This is a genomic window from Arthrobacter sp. FW306-1B-G06A (assembly GCF_058781765.1).
In genome coordinates, this window is record NZ_JBYSXB010000017.1 from 1 (window position 1) to 21,421 (window position 21,421).

The window sequence follows — 21,421 nt, forward strand, 5'->3', positions numbered from 1 at the left end:
CAGGGCGGGGTTGGGTGCGGCGGGCTAGGACGGGCGGCCGTGGATGCGGATCGAGAGTTCGTCCGCTGTCTTCTGGATGCGGGCGGCCAGTGCGGGCCACTCCTCCACTGGCACCCGGTCCTCGAGGAATGTCACGGCGACTGCCGCCGTCGGCCATCCCAGATGGTCGGTGACGGCGGCGGCCACAGAACCGAAGCCGGGCGTGACTTCGCCGTGTTCGGTGGCGTAGCCGCGCTGCCGGACCTGGTCCAAATGCGAGGACAGGGCCGAGTACTTCATGATGGGCGATTCCATTTCATGCCGGGCCGTAAAGGCTGCAGCATTCGGGTACAGGGCCCTGACCTGCGATTTTGGCAGGGCGGCCAGGATCGCGCGGCCACTGGCCGTGAGGTGGCTGGGAAGCCGGACCCCGACGTCGGTCACGAGGGACGGGCGGTTCTTGGCCCGCTCCTCCACGATGTAGAGCACATCGCGGCCGTGCAGGACGGCCAAGTGTGCGCTCTCGCCGATCGCATCCACGAGGGCGGCGAGCATGGGGCGGCCGAGCCGGGACAAAGGCTCTTGCCGCGAGTATGCCGAACTGAGTTCAAAGGCGCTGATCCCCAGCCCGTAGCGCTGCTCCTCATGAAGGTGCAGGACAAAGCCGTTGGCCTCCATGACGCCAAGCAAGTGATAGACGCTGGAACGGGGCAAGCCCAGCGCCGTGGCGATATTGGACGCTGCCATCGGGCCACGCCGGGACGCGAGCAACTTCAGGATGCGCAGGGTGTTCTCGGCGGCCGGGACTTTGGAAGCGGCCCGGCCTTGGGTGGACGGCTGTGTGGTCATGGCTCCTCTTCGAGTGCACGGTAATGCCCGGCCCGCCCTTCTGCCACAAAGCTGGCAAGGCGGGTGTCCGGGATCCCGTACTTAAGCGTGCGCCCCACCGAGCGGATCGGAAAGCCAATCAGAACATTAAGGTGTCTGGAATACCAGACATTTGTGCATGAAACAACCAGTCCACGGCGCAGCGTCTGAGAACCGAGACAACGATGTCCCGTGAGGCCCATCACAGCATGCTGCGGAATGGTCTGCTGGTTAACAGTCCACCCCTCCCAATGACGAGAAGGTATTCGTATGCAGCAAGCCCCAACAGCCGTCAGGACGCCGGCCGCCAAAGTCGTCGAAGGCGTCGAAGGCGCGGTAACAACCGTTCTCAGCCGCGGCCTCAATGTCCGCCACATCCGCTTCATGGCGCTCGGTTCGGCCATCGGGACAGGCCTCTTCTACGGTTCGGCGTCCGCGATCCAAAAGGCCGGCCCATCGGTTCTCTTCGCATACATGATCGGGGGCGCCGCCGTCTTCATGGTGATGCGTGCCCTCGGCGAAATGGCCGTGCGCCACCCCGTCTCAGGCTCGTTCGGCCAGTACGCCAGCCGCTACCTCGGACCGCTGGCCGGGTTCATCACCGGCTGGACCTACGTCTTCGAAATGGCCATCGTGGCGATCGCGGACGTGACGGCATTCAGTATCTATATGGGCTTCTGGTTCCCGCAGGTGGACCGATGGATCTGGGTCCTCGCGATCATCCTCCTCCTCGGAGCCATGAACCTCCTGAGCGTCAAGGTCTTCGGCGAGCTCGAGTTTTGGTTCTCGCTCATCAAGGTCGTGGCGATCATCGCGATGATTGCGGGCGGGGCTGCGATCATCGTGTTCGGCTTCCAGTCCGGCAACAGCGGCGTGGCACCGGGGCTGGGGAACCTCGTTGACCATGGCGGCCTGTTCCCCAACGGTTTCGAAGGGCTCCTGGCCTCGTTCGCCGTCGTCATGTTTGCCTTTGGCGGGATCGAAACGATCGGCATCACCGCAGGCGAAGCCGCAGACCCCAAGAAGGTCATCCCGCAGGCTGTCAACACCGTCCCCGTGCGTGTGCTGCTGTTCTACGTCCTGACGCTCGGGGTGCTCATGAGCTTGTTCCCCTGGAATGAAATCGGGAACAACGGCAGCCCGTTTGTGCAGATCTTCAGTGGCCTCGGCATCCCCGCGGCGCCCCACATCCTCAATGCCGTGGTCATCACCTCGGCACTGTCAGCCATCAATAGCGACATCTTCGGCGCCGGACGCATCCTCTTCGGGCTTTCCCAGCAGGGACACGCTCCGAAGAGCTTCGGCAGGATCTCAAGGCATGGTGTTCCTTGGATGACCGTGGTCCTCATGGGCGGCATCCTGCTGGTGGGCGTGGTGCTCAACGCGGTCATCCCCGAGGACGTGTTCCTCGTGATCGCATCCATCGCCACCTTCGCGACAGTGTGGGTATGGGTCATGATCCTCGCCTCCCACGTCGCCATGAAGCGCGAAATCAAGCGCAAGGGACTTCCGGCGTCGGAATTCGCGTCGCCGTGGTGGCCCGCCGCGTCCGTGGTGACCATCGCCTTCATGGCCCTGGTGATCGTGATCCTTGGCGTCTTCGAGGACACTCGCGTGGCGCTGTACGTAGGCGCCGTGTGGCTCGGACTGCTGGTGCTGGCCTACAAGCTCTGGGTCCGCGGCGGCGGGCGCCTGCGCGCCGACCTCGTCGACGAAACAGCCTCGATTCCCATGGTCGCCGAGCGCCCATAGTGCCTTGAGGAGGACGACGACGACGGCGGCGCGCCACGAGCCATCGACCGTCACCGCAGGCCAGCGCTATCATCAGGGATGGTTCCGTTCACCAACCTCCTGGCGTTTGCGCTGGCCGCACTGGTCCTCATCGCAGTCCCCGGTCCCAGCGTCCTGTTCGTGATTGGGCGTTCCCTCGCCCTTGGCCGCAAAGGCGGGCTCCTGAGCGTGCTCGGAAACGCCCTCGGCATGGTTCCGCAGATCATTGCCGTGGCGCTGGGGCTCGGCGCGATCCTTGCGCAGTCGATCGTGCTGTTCACCATCATCAAGTTCGGGGGCGCAGCGTATTTGGTCTACCTCGGGGTGCAGGCGATCCGCCACCGCGGCGGGCGTTCGACGGCGACTGGTCCAGCGCCGGCGCGGTCCATGTGGCGGCTCATCCGCGAGGGTTTCATCGTCGGTGCGAGCAACCCGAAATCGATCGTGTTCTTCGTGGCTGTGCTGCCGCAGTTCGTGGACTATTCGAGCGGCAGCATTCCGCTTCAACTCGCCGAACTCGGAGCTGTTTTCCTGGTGATCGCCCTCATCTCCGACAGCATCTGGGCCCTCGCAGCGGGCACGGCACGCCACTGGTTTGCCCGCTCGCCGCGGCGGATCTCCACCCTGGGTGCCATGGGCGGCGTCATGATGATCGGGCTCGGCGGGACGCTGGCGCTCACAGGCGCCAAGTCTTAGGGCCGCAGGACGGGGAGCAACCGCGCACTCAGCCGGCGGGAAGCCAATCCACGTGCGAGTCCGAGTCGTAGACCCGGCAAACCCGCACGCTGTCCTGAGCAGGGCCATCAACCAGCTTGAGGGTGACCTTCATGAGGATGTCGTACGACGCCAGGCCGGAGGCCGCCGTTGACTGCACCGGGTTCCCGGAGAACGCGATGGAGACCACTGAAAATGGCCGGGGCACCACCGTTCCGGTCACAATTGAGGAGTGGGCGGCATCGCTTTGCAGCCGGGCGCTGCAGCTGTCCTTGATGCGTTGGATCCCCGCTGCGTCGAGGCCCTGCTGCACAGGAGCGGGAACCGCGGGAGCCGGAGCCGGCGCAGCTGGCGCCGGCTCGGGGGCATCGGGCTTGGCACTCGTCGTCGGAGCAGGGACCGGGGCTTGACTTGAAGGCGCAGCACTAGCGGAAGCGCTGGCAGAGGCGCCGGCGGCTGACGCTGAAGCGGTGGCACTCGGCGTCGTGGCTGGCGTCTTGGCGGGACCGGGCGCAGAAGCTGCCGCACTGACGGTGGCTGACGGCGGGGCGCCGGCAACCGAGGTAGATGATGTCTGCGTCGCGTTGAGGGTGATCGCCCCTGCCAGCCCGACCGCCACCACACCTGCAACGACAATTCCTGCTTTTGCCGCTCGTCGCATTGTTCCCCCCTCCCAGACCTGACGGAACATTTGCCTTGAGCGTATGGACTGTTCGCCCGGCCTGGCATGCGTAACCCCTACCCGTCTTTTGACCGGACTACTCGGATCACCACTTGCTCGCCCTGGGGTCCTTGTCCGAGTAGTGGTCCAAGTGACGTGAGTGGCCCGTGGGCCATAACGGGTGCAAGTCACTCATGTGTTGCGTGTGGTCCACGCCTACCGTTGGAAGATCGCGACTTGCAAAGGAGTGATTCCGATGTTCGATCCTTACTCAAGGCACGCTGCTCGGATGCGCAAGCAGCGCCGCCATGCGCTGGCTTCGCGACTTTGCCAGATATTTACCAGGGCAGCCACGCAGGCCAAAAGCACTGCTTCCCCTTTCAAGGTGGGCGACTACGTAGCTGGCGACGACCCCTTCAACGGGTCCCAGGAAGGGGTGGTGGCCGTCATCAAAGGCCCATCGATCGGCTTGAGAACCGTCGTGCCGAGGGGCGGCACCCTGGTCTACTACGACTACCGCCAATTGAGGAGGCCCTGGTGAATATGTCCGCCGCCGGCGTTCCAGCCAACCGGTTCATGACGATCGCCGAGGTTGCCGAGGCCCTGCGGGTATCCAGAATGACCGTCTACCGCCTCGTTAACTCGCACGCCATCCACGCCGTGCGGTTCGGGCGGTCATACCGCGTTCCGGAGTCGGCGGTGGAATCCTACATTGAGCACTCGGCGGTGGACGAGGCTGAGCCTAAGGCACCCGGGGAGCCGTAAGGGTATTCGGTCCAACCGAGTCGCGTTCCACTGGCGGGCATTCAAGCTTTACCACCGGGCTGCCCGCCGGTTCGTCGACGCCGAGCAGCAAGCGCACGCCCGCGGCGCCGAGCTCGTAGTGCGGCAGCGCGACAGTGGACAGCGGCGGCCGCATGTGCGCCGCGATGACTTCCTGGTTGTCGAACCCCACCACGGCCATGTCCTCGGGAATGGACAGCCCCCGTTGCTTCAGCCCGTCGTAGAGGCCCATGGCCATACGGTCGTTGTAGCAGAAGACTGCCGTGACATCGCGTTTGAGGAGCTCCTCGACTGCTCCGTAGCCGCCCTCCTGGTCAGGATACGCGTCGAACACGAGGTGCGGATCGAAGGCGATTCCAGCAGATTCGAGCGCTTCCCGGTAGCCCTGGAGGCGTCCGTCCTTCGCCGGAGCAGGAATCGTGGCGTTGATGAAGGCGATCCGTCGGTGCCCCTTGCGCACAAGGATTTCAGTGGCTTCCCGTCCGCCGTGGACTTCGTCCGGGACCACCGCCAGGGCGTCGGAGTCCGGGGAGAAGCAGTTCACCAGCACGAAGTCAGTCTCTTGCAACGCAGCGGGGATCTTGGTTGGGCGGTGGAACCAGGTGGAGTACAGGATGCCGCGAACCTTGTGCTCGAGCATCATCGAGATGGCGTCCTTTTCCACGGGCTCGTCGCCCTCCGTGTTGGCGACCAACAGCACGAATCCGTGTTTCCACGCTTCGTCCTGGGCGCCGTGGATGATTTGCCCAGCGAAGGGGGTTGTGGCGATCGCGTCAGCGACGAGTCCGATGAACCGTGAACTGCCGCTCACGAGGTTCTTCGCGAGGGCGTTCGGGCGGTACCCCAGTTCGCGGATGGTGTCCAGGACGCGTTTGCGGGTCGCGGCGCCGATCCTGGCGTCTTTCTTGTTGTTGATAACGAGGGAAACCGTGGCAACGGAGACTCCAGCCCCTTCCGCTACCTCCCGCATCGTCACCGGATGACTCGCCCTCGGAGTCGATGGATGCGAGGGGTTCACCTCGGGTTCTTTCAAGCTTTTTTCAGACGTCATTGGCCCTCCTCCCACAGTCTATCCAGTGGCGGCTTTCTCACCCCTTCGTCGCCCCGCTCTCGAGGCCCTGGATCATCGCCTTGTTGAGGACGAGGAACACGAGCAGCAAAGGAGTGATGGTGATGCAGACAGCGGCGAATGTCGCTGTCCAGTCGACCTTGCCCATTGCTCCGATGTAGTTCTGCAGCCCCAGTGGAATGGTCTTGAGCCCTTCGGACAGAACGAACGTGTTCGCGAAGATGAAGTCGTTCCAGATGAAGATGCTGTTCACCAGGACCACCGTCACTACCGTGTTGGTCGAGAGCGGAAGGGTGATCAGCCCGAAGATCCGGTACGGGCCGGCGCCGTCCAACGAGGCTGCCTCATAAGTCTCGCGGGGAATGTATTCAAAGAACGATGAGAAGAGGTAGATCGACATGGGAAGGGCGAACCCCGCCAAGGGAATGATCATCGATTGGTAGGTGTCCAGCAGGTTCACGGACGAATAGTCGATGAACAGCGGCACAAGCGCGATCTGCACCGGCACGATGATGCCGATCAGGAAGAGGCCCCGGACGAATTTGCTGAACCGGAATCCGAGGACCTGCAAGGCATAGGCTGCCATCATCCCGAGAAGGACGATCAGGAGGTTAGCGCCCATCGTGACGATGAAACTGTTCAGGATGTTCTGGCCGAGGTTGCCGGTCTGGAACGCACGGAGGTAGTTGTCGAAGCTGATCGAGCTCGGCAGCGCAAAAGGATCACCGGTCGCGAAGTCGTGCTCATTGCGCAGGCTCGTGAGGAACAGCCAGGCGAGGGGGTAGACCTGCACCACGACGATGAGGACGATCAGCACCCTCGACAAGCTTCGGAAGACGTTTGGTTTACGCCGCCGACGTCGGGGCGCCGGCGGGCTTGGCGGGGCCGGGTTGTTTGGTGGAGCAGGGATCGGCCGGTTAACCGGGGCTGTTTGCGCGGTCATGCGTCAGCCTTTCGTTTGAGCATGAGCAAGATGAATCCGACGGCGACGAGGCACTCCACCACGATGAAGACCGAGATGGTGCTGGCGTAGCCGAAGTCGGTGCTGGTGAATGCGGTTTTGTACATGTACGTCGTCAGGAGCTCCGAGGACTGGCCGGGACCACCGTTGGTCATGAGGTACGGGATATCGAATCCGCGCAGGCCGTAGGTTGTGGCCATGATGGTGGTGGTGATCCACACCGGCCTGATGTGGGGGAACCTGATCTTGGTGAACAGCTGCCATCTGTTGGCGCCGTCCAGGCGTGCCGCTTCTTCAAGTTCCTGCGGGACGGCGAGCAGCGCCGCGTAGATGATGAGCATGTAGAGTCCCGTGAACCGCCAGCCTTCGGGTGCCGAAACTGCCGCGAGGACAGTATTGACGTCGGAAAGCCAAGGGCGCTCGAGGCTGCCGAGGCCGATCCAGCCGAGGACTTGGTTGAGGAGACCCACCGGATCGATCGAGTAGATCCGTACGAAGAGGAAGGCGATGGCCACCGTCGAGATCACCGCAGGCAGGAGATACAGGGTTTTGACGAGCTCGCGGCCTCTTCGCAGCGAGGTCAGGAGGCTGGCGACGAACAACGCGCCGCCCAATTGGAGGACGAGGCAGATGGCGAGGTAGCCGAGGGCGTTGAAGAAGGAACGCCAAAACACGCCGTCACCGGTGAGCATGTGCACGTAGTTCGCGAAGCCCACGAACTCCATGTCACTGATGCCGTTCCAGGAGAAGAAGCTGAGGAATAGCGATTGCAGGATCGGGAACAGCACTGCAACGCCGTAGAGAAGCAGCGGCGGGAGCAGGAAGACCAGGACCGAGAGTCGTGATCGATTGGGAAGCATGGGAGGGCCTTTCGGGTGGGGGGCCTGGGCCCCCCACCGCTGCGTGTTATTTGAAGAACTTGGGAGCGTTCTGTGCGATGGTGCTATCCATCGTGCTGGTGAACTCGGCAGGCTTGACGTTGCCCTGGGCCAAGAGCACGAGCTCTTGCTGCAGCCTGCTGTTGGTGGTCGGATCGAGCTGCGTGTCCCAAGGCATCGCGAGCTTCGATCCGAGATCCTTCGCCTGGTCGATCGCCTTCTTGTACAGCGGCGTGGCGTTGGCTGGAATCGTCGTTTGGACATTCGTCGTCGGCGAGAGGGCGCCCGTGGCCGCGTATTCCGAGGGGTACTTGGCGAGGGCGAACTTCAGGAAGTCGCTCACGAGCGGGTCGAAGGTCTTCGAGTTGACCGCCATGCCGATACCTGAGGTTGCCACGTACTCGTTGGCGGCCGTCGCGGAACTCGGCGTGGCCGGAAGCGTGAAGTAGTCGACGTCGTTACGCACCGCCGGGTTCAGCTTGTCGGTCGCGAGGCTGGGCAGTTCCCAGGTACCGATGTTGTACATGGCGGCCTTGCCGGAGGTGAAGAGATTCTGGGCGTCGGAGTAACCCTGCGAGGAGAAGCCGTCCTGGAAGCAACCGGCCCCTCCGAGCTGGCTTATCCAGTTGACTGTCTTCTGGCCGGTGGCGTCGCTGAACTTCGCGTCACCCTTCTTGAGCTTCTGCACAAAGTCGGGTCCGGCGTCGCGGAAGGGCTGGTAGGAGACGTAGCGCTCAAGGGGCCACTGGTCCTGGCCGTCAAGGGCAAGGGGCGTGATCCCGGCCTTGCGCAGGGCCGTGCACATCGCGGGGATGTCGTCGAGTGACTTCGGCACTGATACTCCAGCCTGCTGGAAGAGAGCCTTGTTGTACCAAAAGTACTCGAGCTCGAACTGGAACGGGACCATGTAAAGGGATCCGTCGTCGAAGCGTTGGTAATTCAGTGCGTTCGTCCGGTAGCTGTCGTAGACACCGAGGTCCTTGAGCAGCTTCTCGGCATCCACCATCTTGCCCTGCTTGGCGAGTTGCTGGGCGAAGGGCGTGGCGTCCGTGTCGAACAGCTCCGGGAGCTTGTTCGCGGCGGCGAGGGTTTCGTACTTCTGGATGTAGGAGGGTCGGTCAGGGGTGGTGATCAGGTTGAGGGAAAAGCCGGGATGGGTCTGGGCGTACTCGTCGGCCACCTTTTTCATGACGTTGATGACTGCACCGTCTGCCGGCCGGGACAGCAGCCACGAGATTTGCCGCGGTTTGATGTCCCCGGTGGGGTTGACGTTGGAGGCGCTGCCTGCCCCTCCACCGCCGCAGGCGGAGAGGGCGAGGGCTGCGGCCGCTGCTACGGCGGCCGTTCTTATGAGTTTCTTCATGGGGGAAAATCTCCTTTGATTTGAACGGAGGTCTGGCGCTGGGTATTTAGTTGTCTGTGCGCTTACGTATCTCAAGATCGGTGAGAGTTGCGGTGCCTTCACCGGCGAATACGCCGATGCGGCCGTCCGGTAGCCCGTAGATCCGGGTACTGAGGGCGACCTGCCGGTCGACGACGGCGACGCAGAGGTCCCCGTCGACGACAAGTTCGAGGGTGTGCTCTCCGGAGGCCAGCTCGCAGGGGCGTTCCAGCTCGATCTCGAAGGGAACATCCCCCGAGACGTGCCATTGCGCGTCGCCGCTGACTTCCCGGGGCCATCGGTCGAACACCATGCGGCCGCGCTTCGGTTCCAGGCGGATGATGTAGGACTCGTCTCCGTCCGCGCTGGAGCGGAGCAGCAGGCCGCATTCGCTGGTATCGGCTTCGATCTGCAAAACCGCCCGGGCGTAGAACTGGCGAGGGAGGACCTCATCGGACACCATGGCGGTGTACCCGTCTGGAGCATGCAGTACCAGCGGAAAGTCATCTCCGAGGGATACCGGGATGTCGTCCCAGAAGCTCTCGACGAGTTCGTCGGCGAGGGAAAAAGCGAGGGTGCCGTCGTCGTTCTGGCGGGCCTCGAGGACGGACATCGTGCCCGCCCACTGCCAGGCGCCGTCGTCGTGGTTGCCCTCCTTGCTGGCGACCCAGCCGAAGAAGAACCGGCGACCGTCCCGCTCGGCCGTCTTCGAGGCATAGAAGGCGCGGCCGTCAACGCTGTCCCGCGGCGGCACGATCCAAGGCCCATCGGGACTTTTCGCCATGCGGTAGCGGGTGGTGAAGGACTCGGAGAATTCCGAATAGACCAGGTACCACCAGTCGCCCCAGGCGAAAACGTCCGGGCATTCGTGCGTGATGTACCGGCGGGGATCCCAGAACGGCTCGGTGTGCTCCCAATGCATCAGGTCCGGGGAAACGCATTGGGCGATCAGCCCGCGACGGCGGTCCGGGCCGTCCGCGTGCCGCGCGGCCAGCAGCATCCGCCACAGGCCGCTGGCCTCGTCCTTGAAAACGAAAGGATCGCGCCAGTCGCCGGATTCATAGCCGGCCGGGGCGCCGAACGTCAGTTCCGGATGCTTGATCCACGTCAGCATTCCGTCCGTGCTCGTGGCGTGCATGACGAGTTGCAGGGGGGCACCGTCGGAGCCGAGGTGCCGGGGATTCTGTCCGGTATAGAACAGGTGGTGCATCCCGGACTCGTCGCACACAACACTGCCCGTGTAGGCGTTGAAGTCCGCTTCGCCCTCTCCGCCATGGTGCAGCGACACTCCATGGTCCTCGAATCGGGTGAGGTCCTTGGTGGTCACGAGATTCCAGGACGTTCCCGGTTTCGGGTCGTTCCGCACCTCGTGCAGATAGAAAAGCCAAAACTCCCCGTCTTTCTGGAACGGGATCACGTCTCCGACCCATCCATCGGTGGGTTGGAAGAAGACTGAGTAAGTCATCGGCGTTGATGTCCATTTCTGCTAAAGCGTTTGATCACTGCAAGCGTAACCGAGGTCACACTTTTGATCAAGCGTTTAAGCAGATTGGGTTAAGCGGACCGATCCCAGCGGTGCAGGATCGGCTCAGCGCGACGTTAGTCAGCGCACGACGGCGGTGCGGTGCGCAGTCAGGAAGTTGCGCAGACCGCGCGGTTCCGTCCGAGGGACTTGGCCTGGTAGAGCGCTTTGTCGGCGGCCACGATCATATGGTCCACCTCGGCGTTGGCGAGGGTGCTGGGAGCAATGCCATAGCTAACCGTCGGGAAGGTGACGCCGTCCGGTGGTTCTGCCGCGGCCAGACGGCGGCTGATTTCGTTGGCAATGATTTCCGCGCTCTCCAGGTCGGCCCCTGGAAGCAGAATGGTGAATTCCTCTCCGCCATACCTTCCGACGAGGTCTGTGTGGCGGACCGAAGCCTGGCACGCGGCGGCGAAGGCCTGGATGGCAGTGTCGCCCGCGGCGTGGCCATGGCTGTCATTGAGGGCCTTGAAATGATCGAGGTCGGCGAGAATCAGGGTGGAGATCGACCCCGCAGAGTGCAGCCTGTTGATTTCCTGGGTGGCCAGCTCCATGAAGGCGGTGCGGTTGAGGAGCCCCGTCAGGCCGTCCCGGGTGGCGCGTTCGTTGAGCCCGTTGATGAGCTGCTCGTTGCTCAGCGCAGTCATGCTGAAGGACACGGTGACCAGAAGCACGATAGTGACCACACTGGTGGTTGCCGAGCTGAGATAGGTGCCGAAGTCCGGGCCGTCGGGACCTTCCAGGACATAGGCGATTCCACGGCAGAGGAAGAACGACGCCAATACTCCTGCGGCGAGCGCCAAGGAGCGGTGGGCCTGTGAAACGCCGGGCTTCAACCGCCAGAGTTCAACCGTTGCCAGACCCATGCCCAAGGACATCATGGCCAAATACACCAGACCGCCGGACCATGCGTTGGTGGCCGGGTTCTCCAGCGAGGCGGCCACCGCCGTGGCAACGGGTCCGGCGAGAAGCTGCCATCGCGGCGTTGGAAGCAAGCGAAGGGAACGCGAGCCGGCCCACACGCTGAACGCCCCGGCCACCAGCAAAGCGTTGCCGAGTGGCCCCGCCCAGATTTGCTGGGGAGTCCCGGCGAGCAGGTACGCCATGTTCCCCGAGAGCAGGAAAACGAGGGCGAGGCACCACCAGCCGCTGTACGCGGAGCGGGTCCGGCGGAACGATCCGAAAAACAGCAGGCAGAGCGTAGACGCGACAATGCCCAGGGCTATCTTCAGGCTGGCCGGATCGAGACCCATATTCGCTCCCCTCGTGCGCACCAGCCTACGACATCGAGGGGCGGGTTAGCGGGCGGACCAGCCTCCGTCCATCGTGTAGCTTGCCCCGGTGACCATGCCGGCGTCGTCGGACGCTATCCACGCTGCCAGCGACGCGACTTCCTCGGGCTCCACGAGGCGCTTCACGGCGGACTCCGTCAGCATGACCTTCGCCAGGACTTCCGATTCGGGGATGCCGTGCAGCAGTGCCTGGTCCGCGATCTGCCTTTCGACGAGGGGCGTACGCACGTATCCCGGATTGATGCAGTTGGAGGTGACGCCGTGCTGGCCGCCCTCGAGGGCCGTCACTTTGCTCAGCCCCTCGAGCCCGTGCTTGGCCGAGACATAGGCGCTCTTGAACGCCGAGGCCCGCAGCCCGTGGACCGAGGAGATGTTGATGATCCGGCCGAATCCGTTGGCGTACATGTGCGGGAGTGCGGCCCGGATAAGCAGGAAAGGGGCCTCGAGCATGAGGGTCAGGATGCGGCGGAAGTCCGCCGGCTCGAACTCCTCGATGGGAGCGACCTTCTGGATCCCGGCATTGTTCACGAGGATGTCGCAATCCAGGCTGAGTCCGGCGAGCGCCTCCGTGTCGAGCAAGTCGACGCCCCAGGCAGTGCCGCCCAGCTTATCGGCGAGGGCCGCGGCTCCGGCGGCATCGACGTCGGCCACTACAACCTTCGCGCCGCGCGCGGCGAGGGCCGTGGCACATGCCGCTCCGATGCCCCCCGCCCCGCCGGTCACCAGGGCCTTGCGGCCCTCGAGGCTCATGCGCGGGCACCCATGGGGAGGCCGTGACGAACGGCATCGGCATTGTCAACGTCTTCCAGCGCCACACCGCGGGTCTCTTTGAGCGTCAAGACGACGACGGCGGTAATCGCGCAGGAGATCACCAGGTAGATTGCCGTGGGCATCCAGGATCCGGTGTCCTTGAGCCATTGGGTCGCCAGCAGCGGGGCCAGCGAACCGGCGAAGATCGAGGTGACCTGCGAGCCAAGGGAGACTCCTGAGTAGCGCATGCGGGTGGGGAAGAGCTCGGTCATGATGGCCGGCTGCCCTGCGTACATGAAGGCGTGCAGGCAGAGGCCGATGGTCACGGCGGCAACGATCACCGCGGGATTCTTGGTGTCGAACATGGGGAAGGCGAAGAACGGCCAGGTGGCACCGCTGATGGCACCGATCAGGTAAACCGGCTTGCGGCCCCAGGCGTCTGCCAACCGGCCGATCTGCGGGATGACCACGAAGTGGACAACGTGCGCGATCAGGAGGGCGAGCAGCAAGGACGAGGTGTCGTACTTGTCCACGCTCTTGAGGTACACGATGGAGAAGCTCACCACGAGGTAATACATGATGTTCTCGGCGAGCCTCAGTCCCATGGCCTGCAGGATGCCCTTGGGGTATTTGCGGATGACTTCGCCGACGCCGTAGCTGATGGCTTGTTCCTTCTCCACCTGGGCCTTCGCTTCGAGGAAGATCGGGGCCTCGGTCACGTGGGTGCGGATGTAGTAGCCCACGAAGACGATCACTGCGGAGAGCCAGAAGGCCACGCGCCATCCCCAGCCGAGGAAGGCTGCGCTGCTCAGGGTGGTGGACATGATGAACAGGACCAGCGTGGCGAGGAGGTTCCCGACGGGAACCGCGGCCTGCGGCCAGCTTGACCAGAATCCGCGGGACTCCTTGGGGCTGTGTTCTGCCACCAGCAGCACCGCGCCGCCCCATTCGCCGCCCAGCGCGAAGCCTTGGATGAAGCGGAGTGCCACGAGCATGGCCGGCGCCCAGTAACCGAGGTCGGCGAAGCCGGGGAGGCAGCCCATGAGGAAGGTGGACACGCCGACAATCACGATGGTGAGCTGCAGCGTGGGTTTGCGGCCGAGCTTGTCGCCGATCTGGCCGAAGACGATGCCGCCCAGGGGCCGGGCCACGAAGCCCACCGCGTAGGTCAGGAACGCCTGGATGATGCCGTCGAGGTCGTTGCCCGTGGGCGGGAAGAAGTACTTGCCGAAAACCAGCGTTGCGGCCGTGGCGTAGAGGAAGAATTCGTACCATTCCACCACGGTGCCCACCATCGAGGCGGCGACGATCTTCTTGAGGCCTGCGCCTTTGCCGGTGGCGGCCCCTGCTGCGGAGCGTTGTCCTACGCTCATGTCCATCTCCTTAGTGTCCACACTGACACGCGTTGTGATCCACAACACGAAATGCTCCAATGAGTATTGCCGCACATCAGTGCTGCTTCAATGGCCAAAATGGCACCAAGTGTGTGCAGAATTGCAGATATGAATCCGAATCCCGATGACCTCCTCGTCCTGCTCGCAGTATCGCGCTCAGGTAAGTTCACGACGGCGGCCCAAGCCTTGGGACTGAACCACACCACCGTTTCCCGCAGGATCGCCGCGCTCGAAAAGGCGCTCGGCGGCCGGGTCCTCGCGCGGGCGGCCGGCGGCTGGGAAGTCACGGAGCTCGGAGCCGAGGCCGTGGGCGTTGCAGAGCGGATCGAAGCGGCGGTGGGCACGCTGGGACCGGAGGACCGCGCGCCGGACCCCATTGCCGGCGTCGTGCGCATGACCGCAACTGACGGTTTCAGCGCCTACATCGCGGCACCCGCTGTGGCGCGATTGCGCCGATCGCATCCCGGCCTCACCGTGGAGATCATCACCGTGACCCGCCGGGCGCTCCAGCAGCGTTCCGGCCTGGACGTGGAAGTGGTGGTGGGCGAACCGCAGGTGCACCGGGCCGAGGCCTTACTGCTGGGTGAGTACATGCTGGGAATGTATGCCTCGCGCGAGTACTTGGCTTTTCACGGCGTACCCGGCACGGTGGAGGAGCTGACGCGGCATCAGCTGGTCTATTTCGTGGACTCCATGCTGCAAGTGGACGATCTCGATGCCCCTCGCCGGCTGGTCCCGTCCATGCGCGACGGTTTGAGCTCCACCAACGTCTTCGTCCACGTGGAGGCCACGCGCGCCGGGGCAGGTATCGGCTTCCTGCCATGCTTCATGGCCGACCGGCACCCGGACCTGGTGCGGCTGCTGCCCGCGCATTTCGCCGAGCTGCTCCCCTACTGGATGGTCCTGCGGCCCGACTCGATGCGCCGCCCCGCCGTCGCCGCCGTCGTGCACGCCCTCCAAGAGGAGACGGCCGCCCACCGCGAGCTGCTTCTGGCCCGCCGCTAAAGTCCCGACGCTCGCTCACATATGAGCCCAAACCGGCCGACGCTCGCTCACATATAAGCCCTTCGGTGAGTGACGGTCAGGCGGCTGGCCGCGGGTCGTGCCGGATCTGGGCGCCGACGGCGAATGCCCGGACTTTCGCGTCGTTCCAGATATGTGCGGGAACCGCCCCGCCGAGGAGCTTCCGGGCCAGTTGCGGATCGTCGCCGAAGGGCTCGTGGCTGCCGGCCATGATCATGTTCCCGTACCGCCGGCCCTTGAGCATCGCGGGATCGGCGATGATCATGGTGTGCGCGAAGGTGTCTGCGATGGTGGCGGCGTCCTCGCGGGCGTTTTTGAGGTCGGGCGCATCTCCGGAATTCACCACGTAGAGCCCGCCCGGCGCCAGCACCCTCGACGCGTTGTCGTTGAATTCGCGGGTGGTGAGCGCCCTCGGGGTGAGGGCGCCGGCAAAGACGTCCCGGATGATGAGGTCGCGGGTGTCCGGCGTGAGGCTTTCCGTGACTTCCCTGGCTTCGCCCACCCGGATTCGAAGCAGCGGGGCCTTCGGGAGGTCGAACCAACCGCGCACGTAGTCGGCCAGCTTGCCGTCGAGTTCCACCACCACTTGGCGCGCGTCCGGGTAGGCGGCGTGGAAGTACCGGGCGAGGGAACATGCTCCGCCGCCGAGATGCAGGGCCCGCAACTTCGGCTTGGATTCGGGCGGCCATTTGGATTCAACCAGCGCGGCTATCCAGCGCATGTACTCGAAGTCCAGGAACAGCGGCTCTGCAACATCGATATGCGAGCTCATGACACCGTTGATCTTCAGGAGCCAGCCGTTGGAATTGTCGGGGTCGGCAACCAACTCGCAGTCGCCGGTGTCGATGTAGTAGACGCCCTCCATGGGACCGTTCGGCTTGGTGCCCGCGGGCACCTCGATGACCCCGGCAGCTTGCCCGGCTCCCCTGCCCTTGCCACGCTTCGCCACTACTGCCGCCCTCTTCCGGTCATGCTTCAACCCTAGTTGACGCCGCAGCCTTGCGGTCAGCCCCCGACGGCGGCGCGCACCATCCGCCGGTCAGCCCCCGACGGCGGCACGCACCATCCGGATCTCCGGCAGTTCGTGCCATTCGGGCGGCAAGAGCTGGCGTGTTCCGTCAGGCCGGAAGCCGTTCTTGCGGTAGAAAGCCTGGGCCCGCGGGTTGTCTTCGAGCACCCAAAGAAAGGCGGCAGAATTGCCGATCACGGCGTCGACCAATGCTTGCCCCACGCCCAAACCGTGCACGCGACGCAGGGTGTAGATCACCTGCAGTTGCAGCTCGCACGGCCGGTCCTCCTCCGGGGCCTCGCGGGCGAAGGCGATGCCCACCAAGGCACCGCCGGCGTCGTGGGCGAGCATCGGTTTGTATGAGCCCTCCAAGGCTTCCCGCTGCCTCTCGATCCGCGTGTTGATGGTGGCCTCACGGAAGGCGAAGAACTCCTCGGGCAAGAGGTGCCCGTAGCTTTCCCGCCAGGCAGCCACATGCATGCGGGTCAGGGGCTCGGCGTCGTCCACGGTTGCCGGGCGGAGGGTAAATTCCATTCGCTCAGCCTAGCGTCACACCACGCGGGCTATCGCGAAGCCATCCCATCCCTTGGATCCAACCGTTTGGATGGCCGTTGCGTCGAGGCGAGGATCCTTGCCCATCATCTCCAAAGCCCCCACGATGCCCGGAGCGTTCACCTCGTCCATGGAAGGATCCAGGATGGCACCCTCCCAGATGACGTTGTCCATCACGATCACCGTCCCCGGCCGCCCGAGCCGGATGGCCCAGTCCAGGTAGTTGGAATCGTTCTCCTTGTCGGCATCGATGAAGACAAAGTCGAATGGACCGTCCCGCGTGGGATCTTCGGCCAGCGCCGCAAGGGTCTCCAGAGCCGGGCCGATCCGGATGTCCACTTTGTGGCCGATCCCTGCCATGTCAACGTTCGCCCGGGCGATTTCGGCGTGTTTCGGGAGGTATTCGCACGTGACCAGGCGGCCGTCGTCGGGCAGCCCCTGGGCCATCCAGATCGCGCTGAAGCCAGCCAAGGTGCCGATTTCCAGCACGCGCCGCGCCCCGGACAACTGCACCAGCATCTTGAGCAGCTTGCCGGCGTTGGGCGCCACCTCGATAGGCGGCATCCCGGCGTCGAGGGCTGACTGCACCGCATGCTTGAGCGCGGCGTTCGGGCGGACGACGGCGTTGGACAAGTATTCCTCCACGGCCACCCAGCCGGGCTGGGCCTTGTGTTCAAACATGGCCCCAGTCTGGCACCGGGCACGGGCCGGAGGGAAGGACCGGCAGCGGAGACCCTCTCAGCCTTCCGTCTGGCGTTCAATGAAGCCAGCCATTCCCGGGACCGTGAACTGAATCGATCCGTATTCGGGCGCATAGACCACGCCCTTTGTAATGAGTCGCTGCCGAATGACCGCGAGCTTGTTCGTAGATTTCCCCAGCCTCGCGGCAATTTCGCCCGTGGACGAAGGCTGTTCACCGTCAAGAGCCATCGCCCTCAGGTATACCCGTTCAGCAGGAGTGGCACGCTGCCATCGAGCCTCAAAAAAACCATGGTCAAGATCGCTTGTTCCGTACCGGACCGCCACCTGGGCGTCCTCGGCGGGAATGACCTTGTCCGGCGCCTCGTCCCACGCGGAACGCCCATAAATTTGGAGGAAGTAGGGGTATCCGTTGGCCGCGGACAACAATATCGACAATGCTTCGGGTGCCGTCGATGCGCCTAGCCTGCTGATCGGCAGGGCGAGGGCTTCTGCGGCCGCTTCTTCGGTGAGCTGGCCGATGGTCTTGTAGAGAAACAATCTCTCTCCGTAAGTCCTGGCCTCTGATATCTTGCCTGGAAGGTTGGGGAGACCTGCACCGACGATGTAGAAGGGCCATCCCCTCTGCCCGGCGAGATGCTGAACCGACAGAAGGACTGTCAGTAGTTCCTCGTCCAGATCCTGCATTTCATCAATGAATAGGCCGAATCCAGCCCGGGCCTTGCGCATGGCGAGGGATACATCTTCGACCAGCTCTTCAATATCGATGTCGAGATTCCCCGAATCGGCCCTGCCCTGATTCGTGGTCACGGAGGCCGAAACGCCTGTAGCGCCGAGGCTGGCGGAGATGTTGCCAATACTAGCCATCGACTCTTTTAGATAGGCCCAAGCGGGCTTGCCCCGAAGCCGCCGAGCACCAACTTCAAGTTCGCGTGCTAGCTTCGCGCGCGTCGCACCCTTACCGGCTTCCCCTGGCTGGGCTTCGAGCTGGATTACGAGCCAGTCGTTCTGCCGGGCGTGCTCAGCGAAGACATTCAACAGGACCGTCTTACCCACCCCTCGCAGGCCCGAGAGGACCATTCCGCGATCCCCAGTTGTGTTGGACCGCGTCCGAGCGATCAGCAGATCGAATGCCCTAATCTCACTGTCGCGTCCAACGAGTTCCGGGGGTCGCACGCCAGAGCCTGGCGCGAATGGGTTCAATGAAGGATCCATGGAGTGAGTACACGAACTTATGCGAACTTATAACAATACTTGTTATCGCGCATCGCATTTTGTTAGCTTAAGCTCCCGACTCAAGGGCGTTTCAATAGTCATCGGAGGCGATTGCCATCAACAACAAGCAGGCATCAGAGACCCCCGGCTGATCAAAGTCCGAGTGTGGAACCTGCGCGCAGTCGAAGGGCCTATTCCCCGCCGGCGATCGCCTTCTCGAGCCGCTCGACCTTGCCCGTGATCTCCCCCGCATATCCCGGCCGGATATCCGCCTTGATCACCAGGGACACCCGGCTCCCGTACTTGCTCACCGCCTCGGTGGCGCGCTTGACGACGTCGAACACTTCATCCCACTCACCCTCGATGGTGGTGAACATCGAGTCCGTCTGGTTGGGAAGCCCGGATTCGCGGACGATCTTCACGGCCTCGGCAACGGCATCGTGCACCGAGCCATCAACGGATGCGGCGCCAGCAGCGGGCTGGCCGGACGGGGCGACTGAAAAGGCAAGCAACATGAATCCAGTCTTTCACGGGCAAGAATGTCACAAAAGTGATTGGAGCCCCTCCGTTGCTACTGTGAGCAGCATGGACCGGCCCTTGGAACGCAAGCCACTTAGAGCTGATGCTGCGCGCAATGTAGACAAGATCATCACGGCGGCGCGCCAGTGCTTCCGCGAGCTGGGCCCGGAGGTTCCACTCCAGACGATCGCCACCACCGCAGGTGTTGGCCCGGCTACACTGTTCCGCAACTTCGCTGACAAGGAACAACTCGTCCTGGCCGCCCTGTCGCGGCAACTCAGGCTTCATGTCGACCCGGTCGTGGAAGAGTCCCTCGCGGGCATGGATGCCGCCGTCGGGCTCATCAACGTGATCGACGCCGTAGTGCAGGTTGCCAGCGAAGACGCCAACCTGCTGGGCGCCGTCGCCGGCCGCCGCGGACTCCTGGTGGGCATCACGGGCGGCTTGATCGATTCCATGGCTGAACTTCTTAGCCGCGGCCAGGGCCAGGGTTCTTTGCGCCGGGACATTTCCATCGAGGACATGGTGCGCCTTGTTGCCATGCTGATCGGCGCCGTGGACACCATGGAGCCGGGGTCCCGCGCTTGGGAGCGGCCTGTTGCCCTCCTTGAGGACGCCATCCGCACCGAGCGCCCGTCTCGCCCGCTGCCGCAGCAGACCCCCATCCCCGGGATGAATTTCCAGTAACCAGCGCACGACGGCGTTGCGCGCCGCGGCATGGTTGGAACCGCGCGTGGTGGTTCAGCGCCAACCGAGCAGCCGGAGCCCAGCGGCCGCTGCCGACCCGACGATGACCACTACCAGGAACGGGGCACGGAGCCACAGTGCGACGGCACCCGCAGCCAGCGCGCCGAGCCGGGCGTCGAAGGCCAGGGACTGCCCGGACGCCACAGCGTTGACCACGGTCAGGGATGCCAGCAGTCCGATGGTCATGGTGCCGGCCACACGCATCATCCGGGGACTCTGCAGCAGTTTCGCCGGCACGAAATAGCCCGAAAGTTTCGTCAGGTACGCCAGTCCGCAGGCGATGAGGATCCAGACCCAGAGGTTCATTCGGCGTTCCTTTCGCGGCTGGAAGCGTCAGCGCTGGAATGGCCGCGCGGGTAGGGATCGACGTCGGGCTCCATCCCTTCGTCGCTGCGTCCGTGGCTGAACCAGCCGATGGCTCCGGCCACCACGGCGGCCACGAGGATGGGCACCCCAGCCGGAACGAACGGGACCGCAATGATGGTCGCCAGGGCAGCTGCCGCCGCAATCGCCCATGGCTCACGGCCCTTGAGCCGCGGCCAAAGAAGGCCGAGGAACGCTGCCACGGCTGCGCCGTCGAGACCCCACTGCTTGGGGTCGCCCAAGGCATCGCCGGCCAGTGCGCCCACAGCCGTGAAGATGTTCCACAGCACGAAAATGCCGAGTCCGGCTGTCCAGAAGCCGCGGCGTTGTTCGTCGGAATCGCTTTGTCCCGAGGCAGTGGCCGTGGACTCGTCGATGGTGATGTGGGCTTGCGGGTACTTGAGCCAACCGCTGGGACGCAGCAGCGCGTTCATCTGCATCCCGTAGATGCCGTTGCGCAACCCCAGCAGCGCGGCCGCTGTCATGGCCGCAATGCCGGAACCGCCTCCAGCCACGACGCCGATGAAGGCGAACTGCGAGCCGCCGCTGAACATGAGCAGGCTGAACGCCAGGGTCTGCCAGAAACTGAACCCCGAGGCCGAGGCCAATGCCCCGAACGAGATGCCGTAGAGACCCGTTGCAATGCTGATGGAGAGGCCCACCTTCACCGCCGGGGATTCGAGGAGTTTCATGCGCCCCGTTTCGCTCCGGCCAAGCTCCATGCCCACAGGATCAGAGGGATCTGCAAGGGCAGCCGCAGTGTGTGGATCCGCCGAGCGGACACCGAACCTGTAGGCGAGTAGGCGCGGCGGAGCGCGTCCACGTGGCCGGCCAGGAACGCCGTGAACATCAGCGTAGTGCCGCGGGCTGCAGCCCTACGCGTGGCAGGAATGAGGAGTCCGACGGCGGCAACCGCCTCAAGCAGTCCACTCACCGCGATCCATTCCTCCCTGGACATGACCGCCAAGGCGCCGTTGTGCGGTGCGGTTGGTTTGGTCTTGTCCTGGCCGGCTTCAGCGTGCCCGACTGCGTAGTCCTCGCGGCAGAGATAGTCCGGGACCACGGGAGCGAAGAATTTCGGCTGCCGGAAGTGCTTCCTGGCACTGACGAGTAACAGTGCACTCATGGCCGCCGCGGAGATTGTCTGTGTTGTCCGGGCGGACCATGAAAAAGGCATGTATTCATGCAACCACAGCCCTGCCCAGCGCGGTAACCGGAAGGGTTCGGACTGAGTTACGTGTTCAGAGTATTGGACTCAGTTCAGTATGATGTA

General features: G+C 63.9%; 24 protein-coding genes. 6 read left to right on the plus strand and 18 right to left on the minus strand.

The genetic code is table 11. The features are described 5' to 3' along the window. Positions 1-24 precede the first annotated feature (24 nt). Entirely contained in the window at positions 25-828 is an 804-nt protein-coding gene (locus tag AC3WJM_RS10535) for an IclR family transcriptional regulator (RefSeq protein ID WP_059388453.1), read from the minus strand. A 288-nt stretch (positions 829-1,116) separates the two neighbouring features. On the opposite strand from AC3WJM_RS10535, the gene AC3WJM_RS10540 reads away from it, so the two are divergent. Together AC3WJM_RS10540 and AC3WJM_RS10545 are read left to right on the plus strand one after the other, a co-directional pair. Further along, entirely contained in the window at positions 1,117-2,598 is a 1,482-nt protein-coding gene (locus tag AC3WJM_RS10540; protein ID WP_284991076.1) for an amino acid permease, read from the plus strand. A gap of 78 nt (positions 2,599-2,676) precedes the next feature. Then, on the plus strand, positions 2,677-3,312 hold the full coding sequence (locus AC3WJM_RS10545; protein WP_284991077.1) for a LysE family translocator: 636 nt from the start codon (positions 2,677-2,679) through the stop codon (positions 3,310-3,312). Between the two features lie 28 nt (positions 3,313-3,340). Here the strand turns inward: AC3WJM_RS10545 and AC3WJM_RS10550 are convergent, their stop codons facing one another. Beyond that, entirely contained in the window at positions 3,341-3,991 is a 651-nt protein-coding gene (locus tag AC3WJM_RS10550; protein ID WP_492271851.1) for a hypothetical protein, read from the minus strand. 256 nt (positions 3,992-4,247) lie between these two features. Here AC3WJM_RS10550 and AC3WJM_RS10555 point away from each other — a divergent pair, with 256 nt between their 5' ends. Beyond that, positions 4,248-4,532 (plus strand): hypothetical protein, encoded by a 285-nt coding sequence (locus AC3WJM_RS10555; protein WP_059388451.1) that lies wholly within the window; start codon positions 4,248-4,250, stop codon positions 4,530-4,532. 2 nt (positions 4,533-4,534) lie between these two features. Continuing rightward, the gene (locus tag AC3WJM_RS10560) at positions 4,535-4,756 is read left to right on the plus strand and encodes a helix-turn-helix domain-containing protein (RefSeq protein ID WP_284991110.1); all 222 of its coding nucleotides are present in this window, start codon (positions 4,535-4,537) and stop codon (positions 4,754-4,756) included. Here AC3WJM_RS10560 and AC3WJM_RS10565 read toward each other — a convergent pair. The 8 genes from AC3WJM_RS10565 to AC3WJM_RS10600 all read right to left on the minus strand — a co-directional run bounded on the left by AC3WJM_RS10565 (position 4,734) and on the right by AC3WJM_RS10600 (position 14,000). Continuing rightward, entirely contained in the window at positions 4,734-5,825 is a 1,092-nt protein-coding gene (locus AC3WJM_RS10565; RefSeq protein ID WP_492271852.1) for a LacI family DNA-binding transcriptional regulator, read from the minus strand. The two genes, AC3WJM_RS10560 and AC3WJM_RS10565, sit on opposite strands and share 23 nt — an antisense overlap. A 37-nt stretch (positions 5,826-5,862) precedes the next feature. Beyond that, a complete protein-coding gene (locus AC3WJM_RS10570) occupies positions 5,863-6,786 on the minus strand; it encodes a carbohydrate ABC transporter permease (protein ID WP_306960739.1) in 924 nt (307 codons plus the stop codon). Continuing rightward, complete coding sequence (locus AC3WJM_RS10575) at positions 6,783-7,664, minus strand: carbohydrate ABC transporter permease (protein WP_059388447.1); 882 nt, start codon at positions 7,662-7,664, stop codon at positions 6,783-6,785. The genes AC3WJM_RS10570 and AC3WJM_RS10575 overlap by 4 nt, the downstream gene beginning before the upstream one ends. A 46-nt stretch (positions 7,665-7,710) precedes the next feature. Then, complete coding sequence (locus tag AC3WJM_RS10580; RefSeq protein WP_492271853.1) at positions 7,711-9,045, minus strand: ABC transporter substrate-binding protein; 1,335 nt, start codon at positions 9,043-9,045, stop codon at positions 7,711-7,713. Positions 9,046-9,091: 46 nt separating this feature from the next. Next, complete coding sequence (locus AC3WJM_RS10585) at positions 9,092-10,528, minus strand: glycoside hydrolase (protein WP_492271854.1); 1,437 nt, start codon at positions 10,526-10,528, stop codon at positions 9,092-9,094. A gap of 167 nt (positions 10,529-10,695) precedes the next feature. After that, positions 10,696-11,838, minus strand: a complete 1,143-nt coding sequence (locus AC3WJM_RS10590; protein WP_492271855.1) for a GGDEF domain-containing protein — start codon at positions 11,836-11,838, stop codon at positions 10,696-10,698. A gap of 45 nt (positions 11,839-11,883) precedes the next feature. Beyond that, positions 11,884-12,627 carry a 3-hydroxybutyrate dehydrogenase gene (locus AC3WJM_RS10595; protein WP_306960732.1) on the minus strand — a complete coding sequence of 248 codons (744 nt, stop codon included), beginning with the start codon at positions 12,625-12,627 and terminating at the stop codon, positions 11,884-11,886. Continuing rightward, positions 12,624-14,000: an MFS transporter gene (locus tag AC3WJM_RS10600; RefSeq protein ID WP_059388444.1), complete on the minus strand. Its 1,377-nt coding sequence runs from the start codon at positions 13,998-14,000 to the stop codon at positions 12,624-12,626. The genes AC3WJM_RS10595 and AC3WJM_RS10600 overlap by 4 nt, the downstream gene beginning before the upstream one ends. 129 nt (positions 14,001-14,129) lie before the next feature. Between AC3WJM_RS10600 and AC3WJM_RS10605 the strand changes: the two genes are divergently transcribed. Continuing rightward, positions 14,130-15,026 carry a LysR family transcriptional regulator gene (locus tag AC3WJM_RS10605; protein WP_284991086.1) on the plus strand — a complete coding sequence of 299 codons (897 nt, stop codon included), beginning with the start codon at positions 14,130-14,132 and terminating at the stop codon, positions 15,024-15,026. Positions 15,027-15,102: 76 nt separating this feature from the next. Here the strand turns inward: AC3WJM_RS10605 and AC3WJM_RS10610 are convergent, their stop codons facing one another. The 5 genes from AC3WJM_RS10610 to AC3WJM_RS10630 all read right to left on the minus strand — a co-directional run bounded on the left by AC3WJM_RS10610 (position 15,103) and on the right by AC3WJM_RS10630 (position 19,034). Beyond that, entirely contained in the window at positions 15,103-15,993 is an 891-nt protein-coding gene (locus tag AC3WJM_RS10610; protein WP_492271856.1) for a spermidine synthase, read from the minus strand. A gap of 90 nt (positions 15,994-16,083) precedes the next feature. Beyond that, a complete protein-coding gene (locus AC3WJM_RS10615) occupies positions 16,084-16,587 on the minus strand; it encodes a GNAT family N-acetyltransferase (RefSeq protein ID WP_306960729.1) in 504 nt (167 codons plus the stop codon). A 15-nt stretch (positions 16,588-16,602) separates the two neighbouring features. After that, positions 16,603-17,286 carry an O-methyltransferase gene (locus AC3WJM_RS10620; RefSeq protein WP_307052925.1) on the minus strand — a complete coding sequence of 228 codons (684 nt, stop codon included), beginning with the start codon at positions 17,284-17,286 and terminating at the stop codon, positions 16,603-16,605. 57 nt (positions 17,287-17,343) lie between these two features. Continuing rightward, positions 17,344-18,519, minus strand: coding sequence for an ATP-binding protein (locus tag AC3WJM_RS10625; RefSeq protein WP_441437950.1), 1,176 nt, complete (start codon positions 18,517-18,519; stop codon positions 17,344-17,346). Positions 18,520-18,710: 191 nt separating this feature from the next. Next, positions 18,711-19,034, minus strand: a complete 324-nt coding sequence (locus AC3WJM_RS10630; protein ID WP_284991091.1) for a thiamine-binding protein — start codon at positions 19,032-19,034, stop codon at positions 18,711-18,713. Between the two features lie 70 nt (positions 19,035-19,104). Here AC3WJM_RS10630 and AC3WJM_RS10635 point away from each other — a divergent pair, with 70 nt between their 5' ends. Next, positions 19,105-19,725, plus strand: coding sequence for a TetR/AcrR family transcriptional regulator (locus AC3WJM_RS10635; protein ID WP_284991092.1), 621 nt, complete (start codon positions 19,105-19,107; stop codon positions 19,723-19,725). Between the two features lie 54 nt (positions 19,726-19,779). Here the strand turns inward: AC3WJM_RS10635 and AC3WJM_RS10640 are convergent, their stop codons facing one another. From AC3WJM_RS10640 to AC3WJM_RS10650, 3 genes are read right to left on the minus strand one after another with little or no spacing between them, the layout of a single operon-like run. Continuing rightward, positions 19,780-20,091 carry an AzlD domain-containing protein gene (locus tag AC3WJM_RS10640; RefSeq protein WP_284991093.1) on the minus strand — a complete coding sequence of 104 codons (312 nt, stop codon included), beginning with the start codon at positions 20,089-20,091 and terminating at the stop codon, positions 19,780-19,782. After that, positions 20,088-20,840: an AzlC family ABC transporter permease gene (locus AC3WJM_RS10645; protein WP_492271857.1), complete on the minus strand. Its 753-nt coding sequence runs from the start codon at positions 20,838-20,840 to the stop codon at positions 20,088-20,090. The genes AC3WJM_RS10640 and AC3WJM_RS10645 overlap by 4 nt, the downstream gene beginning before the upstream one ends. Beyond that, the gene (locus tag AC3WJM_RS10650; RefSeq protein ID WP_059388435.1) at positions 20,837-21,325 is read right to left on the minus strand and encodes a DoxX family protein; all 489 of its coding nucleotides are present in this window, start codon (positions 21,323-21,325) and stop codon (positions 20,837-20,839) included. Before AC3WJM_RS10650 ends, AC3WJM_RS10645 begins: the two co-directional genes overlap by 4 nt. Positions 21,326-21,421 lie beyond the last annotated feature (96 nt).

What these genes read in the sequence shown, in the direction of transcription:
- AC3WJM_RS10535 (WP_059388453.1), bottom strand. Translation starts at nt 828, where the DNA reads ATGACCACACAGCCGTCCACCCAAGGCCGGGCCGCTTCCAAAGTCCCG.
- AC3WJM_RS10540 (WP_284991076.1), top strand. Translation starts at nt 1,117, where the DNA reads ATGCAGCAAGCCCCAACAGCCGTCAGGACGCCGGCCGCCAAAGTCGTC.
- AC3WJM_RS10545 (WP_284991077.1), top strand. Translation starts at nt 2,677, where the DNA reads ATGGTTCCGTTCACCAACCTCCTGGCGTTTGCGCTGGCCGCACTGGTC.
- AC3WJM_RS10550 (WP_492271851.1), bottom strand. Translation starts at nt 3,991, where the DNA reads ATGCGACGAGCGGCAAAAGCAGGAATTGTCGTTGCAGGTGTGGTGGCG.
- AC3WJM_RS10555 (WP_059388451.1), top strand. Translation starts at nt 4,248, where the DNA reads ATGTTCGATCCTTACTCAAGGCACGCTGCTCGGATGCGCAAGCAGCGC.
- AC3WJM_RS10560 (WP_284991110.1), top strand. Translation starts at nt 4,535, where the DNA reads ATGTCCGCCGCCGGCGTTCCAGCCAACCGGTTCATGACGATCGCCGAG.
- AC3WJM_RS10565 (WP_492271852.1), bottom strand. Translation starts at nt 5,825, where the DNA reads ATGACGTCTGAAAAAAGCTTGAAAGAACCCGAGGTGAACCCCTCGCAT.
- AC3WJM_RS10570 (WP_306960739.1), bottom strand. Translation starts at nt 6,786, where the DNA reads ATGACCGCGCAAACAGCCCCGGTTAACCGGCCGATCCCTGCTCCACCA.
- AC3WJM_RS10575 (WP_059388447.1), bottom strand. Translation starts at nt 7,664, where the DNA reads ATGCTTCCCAATCGATCACGACTCTCGGTCCTGGTCTTCCTGCTCCCG.
- AC3WJM_RS10580 (WP_492271853.1), bottom strand. Translation starts at nt 9,045, where the DNA reads ATGAAGAAACTCATAAGAACGGCCGCCGTAGCAGCGGCCGCAGCCCTC.
- AC3WJM_RS10585 (WP_492271854.1), bottom strand. Translation starts at nt 10,528, where the DNA reads ATGACTTACTCAGTCTTCTTCCAACCCACCGATGGATGGGTCGGAGAC.
- AC3WJM_RS10590 (WP_492271855.1), bottom strand. Translation starts at nt 11,838, where the DNA reads ATGGGTCTCGATCCGGCCAGCCTGAAGATAGCCCTGGGCATTGTCGCG.
- AC3WJM_RS10595 (WP_306960732.1), bottom strand. Translation starts at nt 12,627, where the DNA reads ATGAGCCTCGAGGGCCGCAAGGCCCTGGTGACCGGCGGGGCGGGGGGC.
- AC3WJM_RS10600 (WP_059388444.1), bottom strand. Translation starts at nt 14,000, where the DNA reads ATGAGCGTAGGACAACGCTCCGCAGCAGGGGCCGCCACCGGCAAAGGC.
- AC3WJM_RS10605 (WP_284991086.1), top strand. Translation starts at nt 14,130, where the DNA reads ATGAATCCGAATCCCGATGACCTCCTCGTCCTGCTCGCAGTATCGCGC.
- AC3WJM_RS10615 (WP_306960729.1), bottom strand. Translation starts at nt 16,587, where the DNA reads ATGGAATTTACCCTCCGCCCGGCAACCGTGGACGACGCCGAGCCCCTG.
- AC3WJM_RS10620 (WP_307052925.1), bottom strand. Translation starts at nt 17,286, where the DNA reads ATGTTTGAACACAAGGCCCAGCCCGGCTGGGTGGCCGTGGAGGAATAC.
- AC3WJM_RS10625 (WP_441437950.1), bottom strand. Translation starts at nt 18,519, where the DNA reads ATGGATCCTTCATTGAACCCATTCGCGCCAGGCTCTGGCGTGCGACCC.
- AC3WJM_RS10630 (WP_284991091.1), bottom strand. Translation starts at nt 19,034, where the DNA reads ATGTTGCTTGCCTTTTCAGTCGCCCCGTCCGGCCAGCCCGCTGCTGGC.
- AC3WJM_RS10635 (WP_284991092.1), top strand. Translation starts at nt 19,105, where the DNA reads ATGGACCGGCCCTTGGAACGCAAGCCACTTAGAGCTGATGCTGCGCGC.
- AC3WJM_RS10640 (WP_284991093.1), bottom strand. Translation starts at nt 20,091, where the DNA reads ATGAACCTCTGGGTCTGGATCCTCATCGCCTGCGGACTGGCGTACCTG.
- AC3WJM_RS10645 (WP_492271857.1), bottom strand. Translation starts at nt 20,840, where the DNA reads ATGAAACTCCTCGAATCCCCGGCGGTGAAGGTGGGCCTCTCCATCAGC.
- AC3WJM_RS10650 (WP_059388435.1), bottom strand. Translation starts at nt 21,325, where the DNA reads ATGCCTTTTTCATGGTCCGCCCGGACAACACAGACAATCTCCGCGGCG.